The sequence below is a fragment of the Duganella phyllosphaerae genome (assembly GCF_001758785.1).
GTDB classification, from domain to species: Bacteria; Pseudomonadota; Gammaproteobacteria; order Burkholderiales; family Burkholderiaceae_D; genus Rugamonas; species Rugamonas phyllosphaerae.
Genome location: NZ_LROM01000071.1, coordinates 42,618 through 59,422, shown reverse-complemented (window position 1 = coordinate 59,422; position 16,805 = coordinate 42,618). Strand labels below are relative to the sequence as shown.

The window sequence follows — 16,805 nt, the reverse complement described above, 5'->3', positions numbered from 1 at the left end:
ACGGCGACCGTAAATAGAATAAAGAGACAAGCAGTGCCGATACCAGAGTCAAGAAACAGCAAGGACAGCCCGTTTGCGTGGCTGTCGGACCGCCGCCAGCGCAGCAAGGAAGAGATCATCCTGATGATCATGTGCGCGCTGAGCATCCCCAGTATTTTGCCGTTCGGCCTGTACCGGCTATGGCAGGGCGCCTGGCTGTCGGCGGTGGTGGACCTGGCGCTGGTGCTGGCCATGTCGCTGGTGATCGTGCACGTGTGGCACACGGGCCGCTACAAGCTGGCCAGCCTGGGCGTCACGCTGTTCTACTCGGCCGGCATGTTGGCGACCATCTACCTGCGCGGCATGCCGCTGGTGTACTGGGCTTATCCCACCATGATCGCCGCGTTCTTCATGCTGCGGCCCAGGGTGGCGCTGGGGATCAACAGTGTCTCGCTGCTGGTGCTGGTGGCCATGCTGCTGCCGCAGATGGAATTGCTCAACCTGCTTACGGTGGTGGTCACCATTTCGCTGGTCAACCTGTTCGCCTACATTTTCTCGTACCGCACCGGCCTGCAGAACCGCGAGCTGCATATCGAGGCGGAGCGCGACTTCCTCACCGGCGCGGGCAACCGCCGCGCCTTCGACAGCAAGCTGATCAGCTACGCGGCCGAGCGCCGTCCGCAACCGGAAGCCTGCCTGCTGCTGCTCGACCTCGACCACTTCAAGCAGGTCAACGACCAGCATGGCCACCCGGCTGGCGACCAGGTGCTGCGCCGCCTGTGCGACGTGCTGCGCCACCACACCCGCGTGACCGACGAAATTTTCCGCTACGGCGGCGAGGAATTCGCCATCATCGCCAACGGCGCCAGCCTGCGCGCCGCCGGCAAACTGGCCGAAACGCTGCGCAGTGCGGTGGCCACCGCGCCCTTGCTCGACGGCCACCCGATCACCGCCTCGATCGGCGTGGCGCCGATGCCGCGTGGCGGCCTGGCGTCGGAATGGCTGGAGCAGGCGGACAAGATGCTGTACGCTGCCAAGGAGGGCGGACGTAATATGGTGCGCCTGGCGGGGGCGATGGAGGAGCGTCAGTGAGGCGTCTGGCCATATTGACGCTGCTGGTGTGACTTGCTCTTATGCGACAGACGTCGCATAATGACTCTTCCTGTCGCAAACCGGAGTCCGCGTGTCCACTTTTCGTTTCGCCATTGTTGCCATTCTCGCACCGCTCATGATGTCATCGATGGCGGCGCCTGTCGTTCAGCGGGACGGCCAACCCTACCAACTGGGCAATACCTCGGTCACCACCATCCGCGCCAAGTCGTTGAACCGCGATTACCAGGTGTTCGTCAGCCTGCCCGCCGGTTACGCCGACACCGGCCCGCCCTTGCCGGTGGTGTTCGTGACCGATGCCGATTACGCCTTCCCGCTGGTGCGCGCCATCGCCGCCCGCGTGGGCAGCGACAAAAAATCGATCGCCCCGTTCATCCTGGTGGGATTGTCGTATGCAGTGGGCGATACGCCGGAATACAGCCGCCGCCGTGACTACACGCCGACGCTGCGGCCAACTGATGGCTTGAGTTCCGATATGCCGGGACGACCGGTATTGTTCGGTGAAGCCGAAGCTTATCGGCGGTTTCTTGCCAGCGACGTCTTGCCGCTGATCGCCGCACGCTATCGGGCCGACATGACGCGCACGACGTTCGTCGGCCATTCGTATGGTGGTTTGCTCGGCGCGCATATCGTATTGACCAGCCCGAGCATGTTCAGCAAATACGTCATCAGCAGCCCGTCGCTGTGGTATGACGATGACGTGATGTTCAGCCGCCAGAAAAAGTTCGTCGCGTCCAATAGCGATCTCGGCGCAGACATATTCTTTTCGGTCGGCGCGCTGGAGTCGGCAGGCGATGCCGACATGGTGGCGGACCTGAAAAAATTCGACCGGGCCTTCAAGGCCCGCCGCTACCCGCACTTGACCACGCAACTCCACGTGTGGAACGGCCGCGATCACCTCGATGTATTTCCGGACATGATTACGGCAGCGTTGAAATGGGCGGTGCCCGCCACGCTTGTCAAACATTGACCGACTGAAATAAATATGAGAGGCTGACCGTCCCCAAAGGAGGCTGCATTGACATTCAACCCGCTGGACCTGGAAAGTTTGCGCATCGGCGTGATCCAAAGCGAGCCGACGCTGCTCGAGAACGCGGTGCGCGCGGTTCTGATCCATTATTTCTATCATGTGTCAAACAAGGCCATGGTGGAAGTGGTGCCGGTCGTGCCCGGCGGCGCAACCGCACTGAACCTGATGAGCCCTGCGCTGTTTCGTGGGCGCGGCCGGATACGCTTGTCCGGCACTACCGTGCTGGGCGTGGCGCAATCACCGGGCGCCTACGCCAGCAGCTACCTGGACGCGCGCAACGAGGCGTCACTGATCGAGATCGGTGCGTCCACGACGTTGAATAACCGCGCTTCGATACTGTCGGAGGGAGCGGGCATCCATATCGGCGAGCGCTGCATGATCGGCCAGGAAGTGCTGATCACCGACTCGAATTTCCACGAGCTTGCGGTGGCGCGGCGCGCCATGAACGACCAGCGCCCGCGAGCGGTGCACATCGGCAACGACGTCTTCATTGGCGCCCGCGTCACGATACTGAAAGGCTGCCGCGTGGGCGACGGCAGTGTGCTCGCGGCCGGCAGTGTGCTGCCGCCGGGCTTCGAGGCGCGGCCGTTGTCCATCGTCGCCGGCAATCCGGCGCGCGTGGTGGGGCAGGTCGAGAGCGGCACGTAGCCATAGCCGTAGCCGTAGCTGAGCGGCGGCGCTTGTCAGTCCGACTCCTCGTCCGGATCAAGGTCCGGCGCCACATTCGGTTGAACCACAGGCGCCGGCATCGCGTCGACCTGCTTGACCACCGCCGCCAGCAACGCCTGCGGCCGGTACTGCAACGACCGTGGCGTCAATCCCAGCCGCACCACCACCAGCTGGCGCGACGGCACGATGGCGATCGACTGGCCATCGTGGCCCTGCATCCAGTATGTGTCTGCCGGCAGGCCGTACGGACCGTCGGCGTTCTGTCCCGACGACGGTCCCTGGCGCCACACCAGGCCCTGGCCGTACTGGCCGCCGGACGCCGGCGCCACCGCCTGCATCGACGCGACAAACCCCGCCGGTAAAATCCGCTTGCCTTGCCAGACGCCGTCCTGCAGCAGGAACTGGCCGAAGCGCGCCCAGTCCTGGGTGCTGGCGTACATATAGCTCGAACCGACCAGCGTGCCGCGCGCGTCGGCTTCGATGATGGCGCTGCTCATGCCCAGCGGTGCAAACAGCTGGTCGTGCGGCAGGGCCAGCACGCCGACCGCCGTGGGACCGGTCATCGGCTTGACCGGCATATTGGGGCCCGCCGCTGCGCGCTGCCAGATGCGCGACAAGAGCACCGTGCTGCCGCTCGAATAATTCCACACCGTGCCCGGCGCGTGCGCCAGTGGCTGTGCGGCGGCGTAGGCCGCCATGTCCGGCTCCAAGTACAACATGCGCGTCACATCGGAGACGTCGCCGTAGGATTCATTGAACTGCAGGCCGCTGGTCATCGACATCAATTGCGCGACCGTGATCTGTGCGCGCGGGTCGGCATGTTCGGGCCAGAAGCCTTTGCGGTCCGGCGCCAGGTTACCCCTGGCGATCTCGATGCCGACCAGCGCCGCACTGACGGTCTTGGTCATCGACCAGCCCAGGAGCGGCGTGGCAACGCCGAAGCCGGCGCCGTAGCGCTGCGCCACCAGGCGGCCGCGATGGATCACTACCAGGCCGCGCATGCCGGGACCTGCCAGCATGTCGTCGTTGACGGTGGCCTGCAATGCCGGCACAGTCTCCGTCATCGAGCCGGTGGGCCAAGGCACGTTGGGGGAAGCGCTCCAGATGCGCAGCGGCGGATATTGATATTGGTTGGCCTGCGCCAGGTCGCCATCCGGCACGACCGCACAGCCGGTGCCGGGGCGGTACACGGCCAGGCCCTTGCCCAGGATGCCGAGGAAGTCGGCGTGGACGGTCCTGTGTTGCTGGTCCACCCGCACCCGCAGGTACTTGAGCAGCGGATGGCCGGGCGCCTGCACGTCGTCGGCCAGCACGGATTGCGGATCGCGATGGGCGATGAAGACATTGGAGCAAACCATCTTGGCGCCGTAACTGGCGCCCACCCGCAGCAGCTCGGGCGGCCGGCCGATGAGGGTGAGGGCGCCACCGGCGGCTACCACCAGCAAGGCGCCGGTGGCGATGATCAGGCGGGAGACCAGCTTATTCGGCATAGAGCAACACGCAGGCAACTTTCGAGTCAACTTTCACGTACAAATCGACTCGATTATGCCTGCATCATCTTGCGAGCACAACGGCCAAGCGTGCGCGCATGGGCTCTTAAAAACTGGTCGACAGCCCCGCATACAGCGAGCGGCGGGCGCCGTACTGCGGTGCGCCCACGCCCACGCCGGAACCGTCGCGCAGCAGATACGATTTGTCGAACAGGTTGATCACCGCAATGCGGCCCTCGATGTCGCCCGCGCCGGTCTGTTTCCAGTTGTGGGTGAGCGCCAGGTTCACCGTGGTGTACGACGGCAGGTGGCCCGAGTTCGGCGCGGCGCCGTCCGGCGTGGTACGCAGGCCGCTGCCGTACAGGAAGTCGCTGCTGACCTGCGAATCGCCCCAGTGGTAGTGGGCGCCGCCCGATACCGTGTAGGTCTGGTCGTGGTCGACGTGGATGTAGTGGTTGCTGATGTACGACAGTTCATCCGCGCCGAACAGCGACTGGCCCGAGACGATGTTCTGCGCCTTGGCCTGCTGCGTGGTCAGGTTGAGGAAGCCGCCCCAGTGGGCCTGGCTGTAAATCGCCGACAGCTCCACGCCCTTGGCGTAGCCGCGTTCATAGTTGAATGGCGACAGGATCAGCGCCTGGCCGAACTGGCCCTCGTCGAGCATGTTGTGGATCTTCTTGTAGTAGGCGTCGGCGGTGACGGTCAGCTGGCCGTTCACCTTGTGGCTCACACCCACGTCGAAGTAGTTGGTGCGTTCGGCGCGCACGTTGTCCGACACGCCCACTTCCGGCGCATTGGTGGTGCCGGCATACTTGTCGATGCTCTCCTGCGCGGCCAGTTCCTGCGGCGGCGGCGTGAAGTAGCGCGAGTAGCCGGCGTGCAGCGCGGTGTCCTTGCCCACTTGCCAGGCCAGGTTCACGCGCGGGCTCCATTGCTGCTCGTTGATAAAGGCCTGCACCTTGTCGTAGCGGATGCCGTAGTTCAGCGTGAGCGGGGCGGCGATGTGCCATTCGTCCTGCAGATACACGCTGCCCAACTTGCCGGTCTGACGGCTGTTGTCGAGGATGGTGCGCGGATCGCTCGATGCCTGGGTGCCGTCGCTATTGGTGTCGAACACCGCCACGGTGTTGTCGCTATGAGTGTTCTGGCGCGTGTACGACAGGCCGGCGCGCAGCGTGTGCTCGGGATTGAGCTTGTAGCTGGTATCGAACTGCGCGCCGCTGGCGGAATTGGAACGCAGCGTGTTGGAACCCACGCCGTTGTAAATCAGGTCCCCCAGCGCGTCCGGCGTGTAGTGCAGTTCCGAGTACTGGTGGAAGGCCGACACCTGGTAATTGAGGTCGCCGAGGCTTTTTTGCAGCGACAGCACCACGAAGCGGTTCACTTCGCGCTGCTTCTGATCCAGCTGCGACGACGGCGCGTTGGTGGTGCCGGCGCCGGCGTCGCTCTGGCCGGTGAGCGAGAATGCGGGCGCCTGGTCCGGGTTGTTCGGAATCTGGAAGCGGCCGTTATAGGTGCCGAACATCAGGCCCAGGCGGGTCTGGTCGTCGAGGAAGTACGACAGCGCGCCGAACGACTTGGTTTGCTGGGTATGGTTGTGGAGGGCGTCGCGCGTGGGCAGCGGGTTTTCGATGCCCATGTCGTTGCGTACATAGCTGCCCGACAGGTAGTAATTGAAGGCGCCCTGGGTGCCGAAGAATTCCGCGCTCGGCGCATAGTAGTTGTTGGTGCCGGCCAGTACGCCGATGCGCCCGCCCGGCTGGGTGGTGCCTTCCTTGGTCTGGATGTCGACGATGCCGGCCGTGCGCAGGCCGAATTGCGCCGGCAACGCGCCGGTGATGAAGTCGGTTTGCTGGACGAAGCGGGTATCGATCGACTGGCCGAAGCCGCTGATACTTTCCGGCAGCTGCACGCCGTTGACGCGGTACTGGACGTTGGCATGGTCGTCGCGCACGTGGATCGAACCGGACGCCTTGGAGTCCTGGCTTACGCCGGGCAGGCGCAGCAACACTTCGTTGAACGGCGTGTTGTCGCCCTGGCCCAGCTGGTCGATCATGTGGCGGTCGATCGAATACACGGTGGTGCCCACGTTGGGCGACAGGTCGATGCGGGCGCTCTTCAGGTGGGCGGCGGTGACCTCCACTTGCTGCATCGGCTTGTCGGTGCTGGTGTCCGCATCTTCGGCGTGGGAGTGGGTGGTGTAGAAAGCGGCGGCCAGCAGCAGTGGCAGGGCGCGCAGTTTAGGGGCGTGTTGCATGTTCTATCCTTGGGTATTGGCGAGTTGGAACCCCGCAAAGACGTGGGGTCGGACCCCGTACGGGGTCAGACCCCGGCCGGCAGTGCGGGGTAAGTACGGTCAGGAGAGGACAGCAGCAGGCGGTGCGTGCGAAGGCGGGGTGATGCAGCTGGTGCGTACCAGCGGATCGTGGTGCACGGACATCGGCGGCGCATACGCCACCAGGGCAGCGACCGGCGCCACCGTGGCCGGCGGCGGCAGGTCGCCCAGCGGCATGTCGGCCACCTGGCAGGCGGCGCAATCGGTGTGGTTTTCGGCGTACGCGTGCGCGTGCGCATTCGAGCCGAGCAGCTGCAACGCCAGGAACAGCAGCACGAACACCATCACCAGGCGCTGGTAGCGCGAGTTGCGGTGTGACGTGGTGGAACTGGAGGCGAGGGCGTGCATGGGCGCGATTCTACAGGGATGAACCCATAACGACAACGATTGTTAGTTTATTAACTGTGTCAATGCTGGCTTTGTTCACGCGCGCCCGAGTAATCGCCCACCAGGCCGCGCCTGGTGGCCAGCACTACCGCATGCGTGCGGGCAGTGGCGCCCAGCTTGTCGAACAGGCCCTTGACGTGGGTTTTGACCGTGCCCACGCCGATGCCCAGTTCGCGCGCGATGGTCTTGTTGCACTGGCCCTGCGCCAGCAGTTGCAGCACGTCGGTTTCGCGGCTGGTGAGGCCAATGCGGGTAAAGCTGTCGGCCACGCAGCGGCTCAGCTCCGCGCTCAGGTAGCGCGTGCCGCGTCCCAGCGTGCGCACGGCGGTGAGCAGCTGGTCGGCCGGACTGTTTTGCAGCAGGTAGCCGTGCACGCCCGCCATCATCGCCGTGCGCACCTCCCATTCGCGGTCGAGCTGGGTGACGATCAGCACGCGTGGCTGGGTGTCGCCGTGGTGGGCGCTGCCGGCGCGGCGCATGTGTTCCATGCCGGCCTTGTGGTCGAGGATGACCACGTCGGCGCCGGCTACATCGGCGCCTTCTTCCACCACGCGCACGTTCATGTCGACGCTGGCGCCGAGCAGCGCGGCCAGGCCGGCGCTGACGATGGCGTCCGCGTGGGCCACCAGTACCGTGACTTTTTCTCCGTGTTGCGCGGCGCCGTTGTATCCGTTCTGGCCCGAGCTATTTCCCATGGCCCCTTGAGGCCAGCTTTTGCTATCGAGTCGCATATCGTTTTCTCCGTGTTTGCCGTGCCGGCGATGGTTCGCCAGCGTGACCACAGCGTACCTGCGATTGTGCAAATTGCCACGACCCGATCCGGGGGTACGTCCCTCCCTAGATAGGGTGATACGAAAGGGATAGGGCGCAGCATTACCCGAAAGAGGTAGTGGCAAAGGGTCAATACCAGTGATGGCAAGGCCGGGCCGCGCCCCTACACTGTGCTCTCCAATTTGAAGCTGCGCCCCCTGCCCAAAGACAGGTGTGGCGCCGGACTTCAGGTAGTACAGTTTTGACTTTTAAGGAGCGCCCCACCATGAGAATGTATGTCATATCGATCGCTACCGGCCTGCTGGTCGGTGTCATCTACGCGTTGTTGAATGTACGTTCGCCGGCGCCGCCGGTGATCGCCTTGCTCGGCCTGGCCGGCATCCTGATCGGCGAGCAGATTCCGCCGCTGGTGCGCACGTGGATCAAGCCCGAAGCGACCAAGGTCTCGTGGGTGGAAGACCACGTCAAGCCACACTGCTTCGGTGAACTGCCGGGCGCCCAAAAAACCGACGACACCAAGAGGAGCGCATGATGTCCCAACCCACCGCCAACGCCACGCCTGACCTGATCCTGCATCGCGGCCTGTTTACCACGCTCGATCGCAGCAACCCGCACGCGGAAGCGGTCGCCATCAAGGACGGTCGCTTTACCCACGTGGGCCGCGCCAACGAAATCATGGCGCTGGCCGGTCCCAACACCCAGGTCATCGACCTGCATGGCAAGCGCGTGCTGCCAGGCCTGATCGACAACCACTGCCACATCATTCGCGGCGGTCTGAACTTCAACCTCGAACTGCGCTGGGACGGCGTGCGCAGCCTGGCCGACGCCATGGGCATGCTCAAGGCGCAGGTGGACATCACCCCGGCGCCGCAATGGGTGCGCGTGGTGGGCGGTTTCACCGAACACCAGTTCATCGAAAAGCGTTTGCCGACCATCGAGGAGCTGAACGCGGTGGCGCCCGACACCCCGGTGTTCATCCTGCATCTGTACGACCGCGCGCTGCTCAACGGCGCCGCGCTACGCGCCGTGGGCTACACCAAGGACACGCCGGAGCCGGCGGGCGGCCAGATCCTGCGCGACGGTTCGGGCAACCCGACCGGCCTGCTGCTGGCCAAGCCGAATGCGGCGATCCTGTACTCCACGTTGGCCAAGGGCCCCAAGCTGCCGCTCGAATACCAGGTCAACTCCACCCGTCACTTCATGCGCGAACTCAATCGCCTGGGCGTGACCGGTGTGCTGGACGCTGGCGGCGGTTTCCAGAACTACCCGGACGACTACGAAGTGATCCAGCAGCTGTCGGACGCCAAGCAGCTGACCATCCGCCTGGCCTACAACCTGTTTACCCAAAAGCCGAAAAAGGAAAAGGAAGACTTCCTCAACTGGACCCAGAGCGTGACCTACCAGCAGGGCGACGACTACTTCCGCCACAACGGCGCCGGCGAAATGCTGACCTTCTCGGCAGCGGACTTCGAGGACTTTCGCGAGCCGCGTCCGGACCTGCCGGACACCATGGAAGACGACCTCGAAGGCGTGGTGCGCATCCTGGCGCAGAACCGCTGGCCATGGCGCATGCACGCCACCTACGACGAAACCATCAGCCGCGCGCTGGACGTGTTCGAGCGCGTGAACCAGGACATTCCGCTGACGGGCCTGAACTGGTTCTTCGATCACGCCGAAACCATCTCCGACCGCTCGATCGACCGGATTGCCGCACTGGGCGGCGGCGTGGCCGTGCAGCACCGCATGGCGTACCAGGGCGAATACTTCGTCGAGCGTTACGGCCACGGCGCCGCGGAAGCCACGCCTCCCGTGAAAAAAATCCTCGAAGCGGGCGTGAAAACCTCGGCCGGTACCGACGCCACGCGCGTGGCCTCGTACAACCCGTGGGTGTCGCTGTCGTGGCTCATCACCGGCAAGACCGTGAGCGGCATGCAGCTGTACCCACGCGCCAACTGCCTCGACCGCGAGACGGCGCTGCGCATGTGGACCGAGAACACCACCTGGTTCTCGAACGAAGAAGGCAAGAAGGGCCGCATCGAAGCGGGTCAGCTGGCCGACCTGATCGTGCCGGACAAGGATTTCTATGCGTGCGCCGAGAGCGAGATCACCGACATGACGTCCGAGCTGACGATCGTTGGTGGCAAAGTCGTGTACGCGTCCGGTCGCTTCGCCGCGCTCGACACGCCACCGCCACCGGCCATGCCGGACTGGTCGCCGGTGCGCCGCTTCGGCGGTTACGCCGGCTGGGGAGAACAGATCGGCAATAACCGCGCTGCCTTGCAGGAACTGGAAAAGCGCAAGCAGCAGCAAGCCCAACTGCGTGCCCAGGCGGCATCGTGCGGCTGCGCCAACGAGTGTAACGTCCACGGCCACCAGCACGCTTCGGCGTGGGCCAGCAAGCTGCCTACCACCGACCTCAAGAGTTTCTGGGGTGCGTTGGGCTGCGCCTGCTGGGCGGTGTGATGTCGGGCCCCACGGTGTTGGCCCCGACGCTGCCGGCTTTCCTGCGCGCACCGTGGGTGCGCCGGGTTTGCCTGTTGCTGCTGTGCTCTGCGTACCTGCAGGGCGGTATCGACAAGCTGGCCGACTTCAACTCGGCGATTGCCGAGATGGAGCACTTCGGCGTGTCGCCGGCCGCGCCGATGGCGGCGGTCGTCATCATCGGTGAGCTTGGCTGCTCGTTGATGATACTGACCGGCTTCTACCGCTGGCTCGGGGCTGGTTACCTGGCCGTGTTTACGGTGATGGCATCGGCCGTTGCCGGACCGTTCTGGCAGATGACGGGCGCCGCCCGCATGTCGGCCGAGAACGGTTTCTTCGAGCACCTGGGCCTGGCCGGGGCATTCCTGCTGGTCGCCTGGCTCGACCTCGCGGAGCGCCGTCTGGCTCCGCCGAAGTAAAGTAACTCGAGTAACTCAAGTGATTTAAGTAATTTAAGTAAGTTAAGTAATTTAAGCATTTCAAGCAATTAAGGAAACAGTATGGAACGAGGCAATATCAAGCAAGGCATATCGCTGGCATTTTTGGGCGGCTATGTCGACACACTGGGCTTTATCGGCCTGTTCGGGCTGTTCACCGCCCACGTCACGGGCAACTTCGTGCTGATCGGCCGCGCGCTGGTCGAACCGGCGCACGAGATCATCCCGAAATTGCTGGTGTTCCCGGTTTTCATTTTGTTCGTGGCCATTTCGCGCATGCTGATCCTGCACTGGGAGCGCAACAGCAGCCCCGCACTGCGCAACAGCTATCTGCTGCAACTGTTCCTGCTGGTAGCCACCGTGGTGTGCGCTGATATCGCCTCGCCGATGGCCAATGCCCACCAACCGCTGAGCCTGCTTACCGGCATGATCTGCGCCGGCGCCATGGCCACCCAAAACGCCTACGGCAAGCTGCTGCTCGGTAAGTCGGCCGCCACCACGGTGATGACCGGTAACGTCACCCAGCTGGTGATCGAACTGACCGACTCGCTGCGCGGCGACCCGGCAGCGCTGGGTCGCTGCAAGGTGCTGGTATGGCCGGTGCTGGCCTTTGCCGCCGGCTGTATCCTCGGCGCCTATGCCTACATGTCGTTCGGCTTTACCGGTTTGCTGGTGCCGTGCGTGGTGCTGGTGTTCATGGCCGCCGCCACCAAGGACTGATCTTCCTGTGCAGTGCTTCGAGCCGCGCCGCCCACCAGGGCCGCGCGGCTTTTTTTTGCGATACCACCGGTGTTGTCATGGTCGTCCCGGCACTGCCACAATCGGATTTTTGCTGTCGAGGATGGTATGCGCGAATTTCCACCGATCGACCGTGCGGCCGAAGCCGCAGCGTCGCAAACGCTGTTCTTTACCGACGGTGAATTCGACGGTCGTCCGCACCGGGTCAGCCGTTTCAACTACCTGGCGTTTCTGTCGCTGACAGGCAGTGCGGCGCAGCAGGAGGTGGACAAGATCAGATCGTTTCTGGGCGCTCAACTTGGTGGGCAACTCGAAACGGACATCGTGCACCTTCTCGGCTCCCTGAACTGGCGGTATCACAACATTGCATGTATCGCGCTGGCTGCGGGTTTTACCTCTCCGCGGACGATCGAGGCGCTGTGGCAGCGCATCCGGGCAGGCAGCTGGACCGCGCCGCAACTGGTGGCGACAGCGGCTTACATCGATGCCGGGTTCCAGGAGCGGGCCGCCGATGCGCTGGCCAGGCACGCGACGTATTACAAATCCCTCGTGGCGCTGGCCGCACTCGCGGCCGGCAGTGACAGTGACAGTGACAGTGACATCGTGGCAGAGGCCAAGGCTGTCGATCGTGACGATTCGGGCGCCATTGCCATCGGCTGGTTGCACAATCTGCGGCAAGCTCTGGGGTGAAATGGAGCGCCACCGGCGAATTGGTTTGTATCCTGGCTTGATACATATTCGCCCTGTTTTCGGTATTGCTTGATAGGTATAATCTTTTGTCGCATTCCTGGTGTGACCAACACTGGCATGTGCCTCCTGATTAACCCTGAAGGAATCCTGTGTACCGTACGCTGATCAGCGCCGCCTGTTGCGCCTTGCTTGCCCTGTCCTCCCCATCGTTGCGCGCCGAAACGGCTGCGCCTGTCTCCGGCATCGACCTCAAAACCCTCGATCCGGCTGTCAGCCCCAAGGTTGATTTTTATGGTTATGTCAACGGCGTGTGGGCCCGCAACACCGAGATCCCGGCCGACAAATCGACCTGGGGCACGTACGTGGAGCTGCGCGAGATTGCCCAGGGCCAGTTGCGCGCGCTGTTCGACGACACGGTCAAGCACCCGGGCAAGTCCGGCAGCGACACTCGCAAGATCGCCGACCTGTACACCAGCTACATGAATGAAAAGGCGCGCAACGCTGCCGGCTTCAAGCCGCTCAAGGCCGAACTGGCCAGTGTGGCCGCCCTGAAGGACAAGCAGGACTTGCCGGCATTGTTCGCAGCGCTGCAGCGCAGCGGCATCCAGACACCGTTTTCGGCCGGCGTGGCGCCCGATGCGCAGGATCCCGAGCGCTACACCATCAACGTCAGCCAGTCCGGCCTGGGCCTGCCCGACCGCGACTACTACCTGAAGGACGACGACGCCAAGCTCAAGGCCGTGCGCGACAAGTACCTCAAGCATGTCGAGGCCATGCTCGCCATGAGCGGCGACAAGCAGGCCGCCGCCCACGCCGCCCAGGTGCTCGACATCGAGACCCGCCTGGCCGCCGTGCAATGGACCCGGGTGCAGATGCGCGATCCCGTCAAATCGTATAACCGCGTGGACTTGGACAAGTTTGCCGCGCTGGCCCCAGCCTTCGACTGGAACGCCTACTTTGCCGCTGCCGGCTACGCGGCCAAGGAGAGCTCGGCCGTGGTGCGCCAGCCGAGCTTCCTGACCGGCTTTTCCGAGACCGTGGCGGCCGTGCCGCTCGACGCCTGGAAGAGCTACCTGAACTGGCGCATCGTCGAAAGCTACGCCTCGTACCTGGACAGCGCGGCAGTCAAAGAGCGCTTTGCCTTCGAAGGCACCACCCTGCGCGGCGTGCCGCAAAGCGAACCGTTGTGGCAGCTGGCGTTGAAATTCACCGATGGTGCACTGGGCGACGCGGTCGGCAAAAAATACGTGGCGATGTACCTGCCGCCGGAAACGCGTCCGCGCGTGATGGCCATGTTCGACAATTTCGTCGCGTCGTTCAGGGACGGCATCGAGCACCTGGACTGGATGAGTGCCGAGACCAAGAAGGAAGCGCAGCTCAAGCTGGCTGCATTGAAACCGAAGATCGCCTACCCGGACAAATGGCGCGACTACAGCGCCATGAAAACCCAGCCGAAGGACCTGGTCGCCAACGTGCGCGCCGCGCGCGCCTGGAGCCGTCAGAACAACTTCGACAAGCTGGGCAAGCCGGTGGACCGCGACGAATGGTCGATGACGCCGCAAACCGTCAACGCCAGCTACAGCCCGGCGCTCAATTCGATCACGATTCCGGCCGCGATCCTGCAACCGCCGTTCTTCAACGTCAAGGCGGAAGACGCGGTGAACTACGGCCTGCTGGGCATCACTTTCGGCCACGAAATCAGCCACGCCTTCGACGACTCCGGTAGCCAGTACGATGCCAAGGGCCGCCTGCGCAACTGGTGGACGCCGGCAGACCGCACCGCCTTCAAGGCCCGCGCCGCCGGCCTGGTCAAGCAATACGGCGCCTACAGCCCGGTGCCGGGCTACCACATCAACGGCGAGCTGACGCTCGGTGAAAACATCGGCGACAACTCCGGCCTGTCGCTCACCTACAAGGCGTACCAGCGCTCGCTGGGCGGCAAGCCATCGCCCGTCATCGACGGCCTGACCGGCGAGCAGCGCCTGTACATCGGCTTTGCCCAGAAATGGCGCGCCAAGCTGCGCCCCGAAGCGGCTATCGCCCAGATCAAGAGCGACCCCCACTCGCCCGGCGAATTCCGCGCCAAGGGCACGGTAATGAACCAGCCAGGCTTCTACGAAGCGTTCGACATCAAGCCCGGTGATCCGATGTATTTGCCGCCGGAGCAGCGCGTGCTCATGTGGTAACCATGTGGTAACCATTTTGTAATCATGCAGCGTGCGGCCCGTTGTCTGCCTTCGGCGTAGTATTTCCTCTCTCGCCAACCTTCCCGAGGAGAGTGATGATGGCTAAAAATACTATTTGCCTGTGGTACGACCGCGACGCCCTGCAGGCCGCCAACTTCTATGCCAGCGTGTTTCCCGACAGTGCGGTCGGTCCGGTGCACCTGGCCCCGGCCGACTATCCCAGCGGCAGTGCGGGCGACGTGCTGACGGTGGAATTTACCGTGTGCGGCGTCGCCTGCATCGGCTTGAACGGTGGCGACACTTTCCGCCACAGCGAAGCCTTCTCGTTCCAGATCGCCACGGACGACCAGGCCGAGACCGACCGCTACTGGAACGCCATCATCGACAACGGCGGCGTGGCCAGCGAATGCGGCTGGTGCAAGGACCGCTGGGGCCTGTCGTGGCAAATCACGCCGCGCGTGCTCACCGATGCCATCGCGCAGGGCGGGGAGGTGGCGCAGCGGGCGTTCCAGGCCATGATGACGATGCAGAAAATCGACGTGGCCCGTATCGAGGCGGCAATCGCGGTGACCGCTACCAGCGACTAGATTGATCGGTGCGCTGGCGCAGGCAGCATCACTGCTTGATCTTGAAAATCGTGTTGATTTTTTTCTGCAGGCTGTCCGCCTGCTGCTGTTCGCGCGCGGCCTGCTGGGCGGCGGCCTGCTGGCGCTGGGCGTCGGTCCGGGCGCGTTCGCTGCAGGCATCGCGGAAGCGCGCATCGGTGACGCACTTGAGCGAGAGGGCCATCTGCGACATCTTGTCATCGTTGCGGAAATAAAAGCCCACCATGTCCGGCCACGTGCGCGGCGTTTCGCCGAAGTACGCGTATTGCTCCTGCAAGAACTCTTTCGCGAAGGCAGCCTGCTCCGGTTTGACCAGCGCGGCCGCCTGGTATTGCAGCGACCAGGCGCGCTCCGGCCAGTTGCGGTTGCGCAGCAGCACAGTGCGCTGCTCATCGATGTTGGTACCGGCTTTGCTCATCGCGTCTTGCAGCACCAGCAGCATGGTGGCGTCGCCGGCGGTGGCGCCCGATGCTGCCTTTTGCGCCAGTTTGACGGCGTCGGCATGGCGTCCTGCCGCTTGCAGCCTGGCGATGTCGGCGCGCAGCGCGAAATGGGCCAGCAGTTCGGCGGTCTCCTGCTCTTGCAGCACGGCTTGCCATTCCTGCTTGCGCGGCGCGGGACGCGGGCGCGGCATCAGCGGCAGCATTTTGGCGGTCAGCACCTCTTCGCGCTCGCGCGCGGTGGCGTGGGTTTTGCGGGCAGCACCGGTTGCCGGCGCGACAGCGGCGCCGGTACCGGCACCAGCGCCAGCAACAGCGTTCTGTGCAAACGGCGACGGCGCCACGTCGCGCTGTTCCAGCGTGGCCAGCCGCTCGAGGAACACCTTGTAGCCTGCGGGATAAGAATAGCGTTCGCGCAGCATCAGGGTGCCGGCAAACATGTCGGCCTGTTCCTCCACGTCGCGTTGCCAGACCGGCAGCAGTGATTCGTGCACCACCGAATCGACCAGCGCCACGCTGTCGAACGGACTCCAGCTGGTATTGGTACCCGGCAGCTTCTTCTTGAAAAACCCCAGCAGCAGCGCCTTGGCGCCGGCTGCCACATTCGACGTGACCTGGTGCGCCTCGTAGGCGGCCTGGTGGTTCAGGTAGACGTGGGCGAATTCATGCGCCATGACGCCGTAAATTTCATCTTCCGATTCGGCCGATTGAATCAGCCCCATGTGCAGGTAGATATTGCCCGACGCCGACGCATGGGCGTTGAGCGTGGTGTCGGACGAGATATACACCTGGCCCGGCCACTCGGGCACGCCGGCGGCAGTCTTGATGCTGGTGTAGAGCCGGTTCAGATAGCGCTGCAGCGCCGGCGCCGACACCAGGCCGTTGCCGGCCGCGCGATTGTCGTTCAGGTCCGCGGCCAGGTCGCTCCACTGGTGCGGCGGTGCGGGTGGCAGTTCACCGACGGTTTTCACGGCCGCGATCATTTTCGACTCGGCCTCGGCTTCCGCCTGCGCGCTGGCGCACAGCGTCAGCAGTGGCAAAGCCAGCAAGCTGGCATACAGCCTGGCGCCGCGCTTCATTACGGGCACCGCGTCATGGCCGCGCCCGGGGTTGCAGCGTTGTTATCCGGCACTTTACCCTGGTGCATGCCGATCCTGGGCGCGCAATCGGACTTGGCGCTGCGCGGCACCATCACCTGCATGGAATCGACCCAGCCATCCTTGCCGCCGACGTTCACCTTGAAGAAGGCGTTTTTTTCTTCCTTGATGGCCCACGGCAGGCCGGTGACGTCCACCTTGCGGCCTGGCTTGGCGTCGTCGGGGGTGTCGAACAATTCCACCTGCTTGCCCTTGACGCTGGTGATCAGGTCGCCGGCAAGGGCGGCGGGGGAGGCCAGCACGCACAACATGGCGGCAATGGCGAGACGGGGAAAACGCAGAGACATGCCAGGTTCCTTT

General features: G+C 64.1%; 16 protein-coding genes. 10 read left to right on the top strand and 6 right to left on the bottom strand.

The genetic code is table 11. The annotated features are described in order from the left end of the window. Nucleotides 1-33 precede the first annotated feature (33 nt). From DUPY_RS08560 to DUPY_RS08550, 3 genes are all read left to right on the top strand, one after another. A complete protein-coding gene (locus tag DUPY_RS08560; RefSeq protein WP_070247406.1) occupies nt 34-1,071 on the top strand; it encodes a GGDEF domain-containing protein in 1,038 nt (345 codons plus the stop codon). Nucleotides 1,072-1,162: 91 nt separating this feature from the next. Then, nucleotides 1,163-2,059, top strand: coding sequence for an alpha/beta hydrolase (locus tag DUPY_RS08555; protein ID WP_141749476.1), 897 nt, complete (start codon nt 1,163-1,165; stop codon nt 2,057-2,059). Between the two features lie 48 nt (nt 2,060-2,107). Beyond that, complete coding sequence (locus DUPY_RS08550) at nt 2,108-2,767, top strand: acyltransferase (RefSeq protein WP_070247404.1); 660 nt, start codon at nt 2,108-2,110, stop codon at nt 2,765-2,767. Between the two features lie 35 nt (nt 2,768-2,802). On the opposite strand, the gene DUPY_RS08545 is transcribed toward DUPY_RS08550, so the two are convergent. From DUPY_RS08545 to DUPY_RS08530, 4 genes are all read right to left on the bottom strand, one after another. After that, a complete protein-coding gene (locus tag DUPY_RS08545; RefSeq protein WP_070247403.1) occupies nt 2,803-4,278 on the bottom strand; it encodes a serine hydrolase domain-containing protein in 1,476 nt (491 codons plus the stop codon). Between the two features lie 106 nt (nt 4,279-4,384). Beyond that, the gene (locus DUPY_RS08540) at nt 4,385-6,535 is read right to left on the bottom strand and encodes a TonB-dependent receptor (protein WP_070247402.1); all 2,151 of its coding nucleotides are present in this window, start codon (nt 6,533-6,535) and stop codon (nt 4,385-4,387) included. Nucleotides 6,536-6,634: 99 nt separating this feature from the next. Next, a complete protein-coding gene (locus DUPY_RS08535; protein ID WP_084640619.1) occupies nt 6,635-6,961 on the bottom strand; it encodes a hypothetical protein in 327 nt (108 codons plus the stop codon). 59 nt (nt 6,962-7,020) lie between these two features. Continuing rightward, nucleotides 7,021-7,695, bottom strand: a complete 675-nt coding sequence (locus DUPY_RS08530; protein WP_084640618.1) for a LuxR C-terminal-related transcriptional regulator — start codon at nt 7,693-7,695, stop codon at nt 7,021-7,023. 341 nt (nt 7,696-8,036) lie between these two features. Between DUPY_RS08530 and DUPY_RS08525 the strand changes: the two genes are divergently transcribed. The 7 genes from DUPY_RS08525 (at nt 8,037) to DUPY_RS08495 (ending at nt 14,890) form a co-directional block, all read left to right on the top strand. After that, entirely contained in the window at nt 8,037-8,303 is a 267-nt protein-coding gene (locus tag DUPY_RS08525; protein ID WP_070247401.1) for a XapX domain-containing protein, read from the top strand. Continuing rightward, nucleotides 8,303-10,234 (top strand): amidohydrolase, encoded by a 1,932-nt coding sequence (locus tag DUPY_RS08520; protein ID WP_070247400.1) that lies wholly within the window; start codon nt 8,303-8,305, stop codon nt 10,232-10,234. The genes DUPY_RS08525 and DUPY_RS08520 overlap by 1 nt, the downstream gene beginning before the upstream one ends. Beyond that, the gene (locus DUPY_RS08515) at nt 10,234-10,671 is read left to right on the top strand and encodes a DoxX family protein (RefSeq protein ID WP_070247399.1); all 438 of its coding nucleotides are present in this window, start codon (nt 10,234-10,236) and stop codon (nt 10,669-10,671) included. Before DUPY_RS08520 ends, DUPY_RS08515 begins: the two co-directional genes overlap by 1 nt. A gap of 81 nt (nt 10,672-10,752) precedes the next feature. Then, on the top strand, nt 10,753-11,409 hold the full coding sequence (locus DUPY_RS08510) for a YoaK family protein (protein ID WP_070247398.1): 657 nt from the start codon (nt 10,753-10,755) through the stop codon (nt 11,407-11,409). Nucleotides 11,410-11,535: 126 nt separating this feature from the next. Further along, nucleotides 11,536-12,117, top strand: a complete 582-nt coding sequence (locus tag DUPY_RS08505) for a hypothetical protein (RefSeq protein ID WP_070247397.1) — start codon at nt 11,536-11,538, stop codon at nt 12,115-12,117. Between the two features lie 149 nt (nt 12,118-12,266). Next, entirely contained in the window at nt 12,267-14,303 is a 2,037-nt protein-coding gene (locus tag DUPY_RS08500; RefSeq protein WP_070247396.1) for a M13 family metallopeptidase, read from the top strand. A 95-nt stretch (nt 14,304-14,398) separates the two neighbouring features. Beyond that, entirely contained in the window at nt 14,399-14,890 is a 492-nt protein-coding gene (locus DUPY_RS08495; protein WP_070247395.1) for a VOC family protein, read from the top strand. Nucleotides 14,891-14,918: 28 nt separating this feature from the next. Here DUPY_RS08495 and DUPY_RS08490 read toward each other — a convergent pair whose 3' ends face one another. Both DUPY_RS08490 and DUPY_RS08485 read right to left on the bottom strand, forming a co-directional pair. Then, entirely contained in the window at nt 14,919-16,427 is a 1,509-nt protein-coding gene (locus DUPY_RS08490; protein WP_070247394.1) for a M48 family metalloprotease, read from the bottom strand. Then, nucleotides 16,427-16,792: a hypothetical protein gene (locus DUPY_RS08485; protein ID WP_070247393.1), complete on the bottom strand. Its 366-nt coding sequence runs from the start codon at nt 16,790-16,792 to the stop codon at nt 16,427-16,429. The genes DUPY_RS08490 and DUPY_RS08485 overlap by 1 nt, the downstream gene beginning before the upstream one ends. Nucleotides 16,793-16,805: the final 13 nt, after the last annotated feature.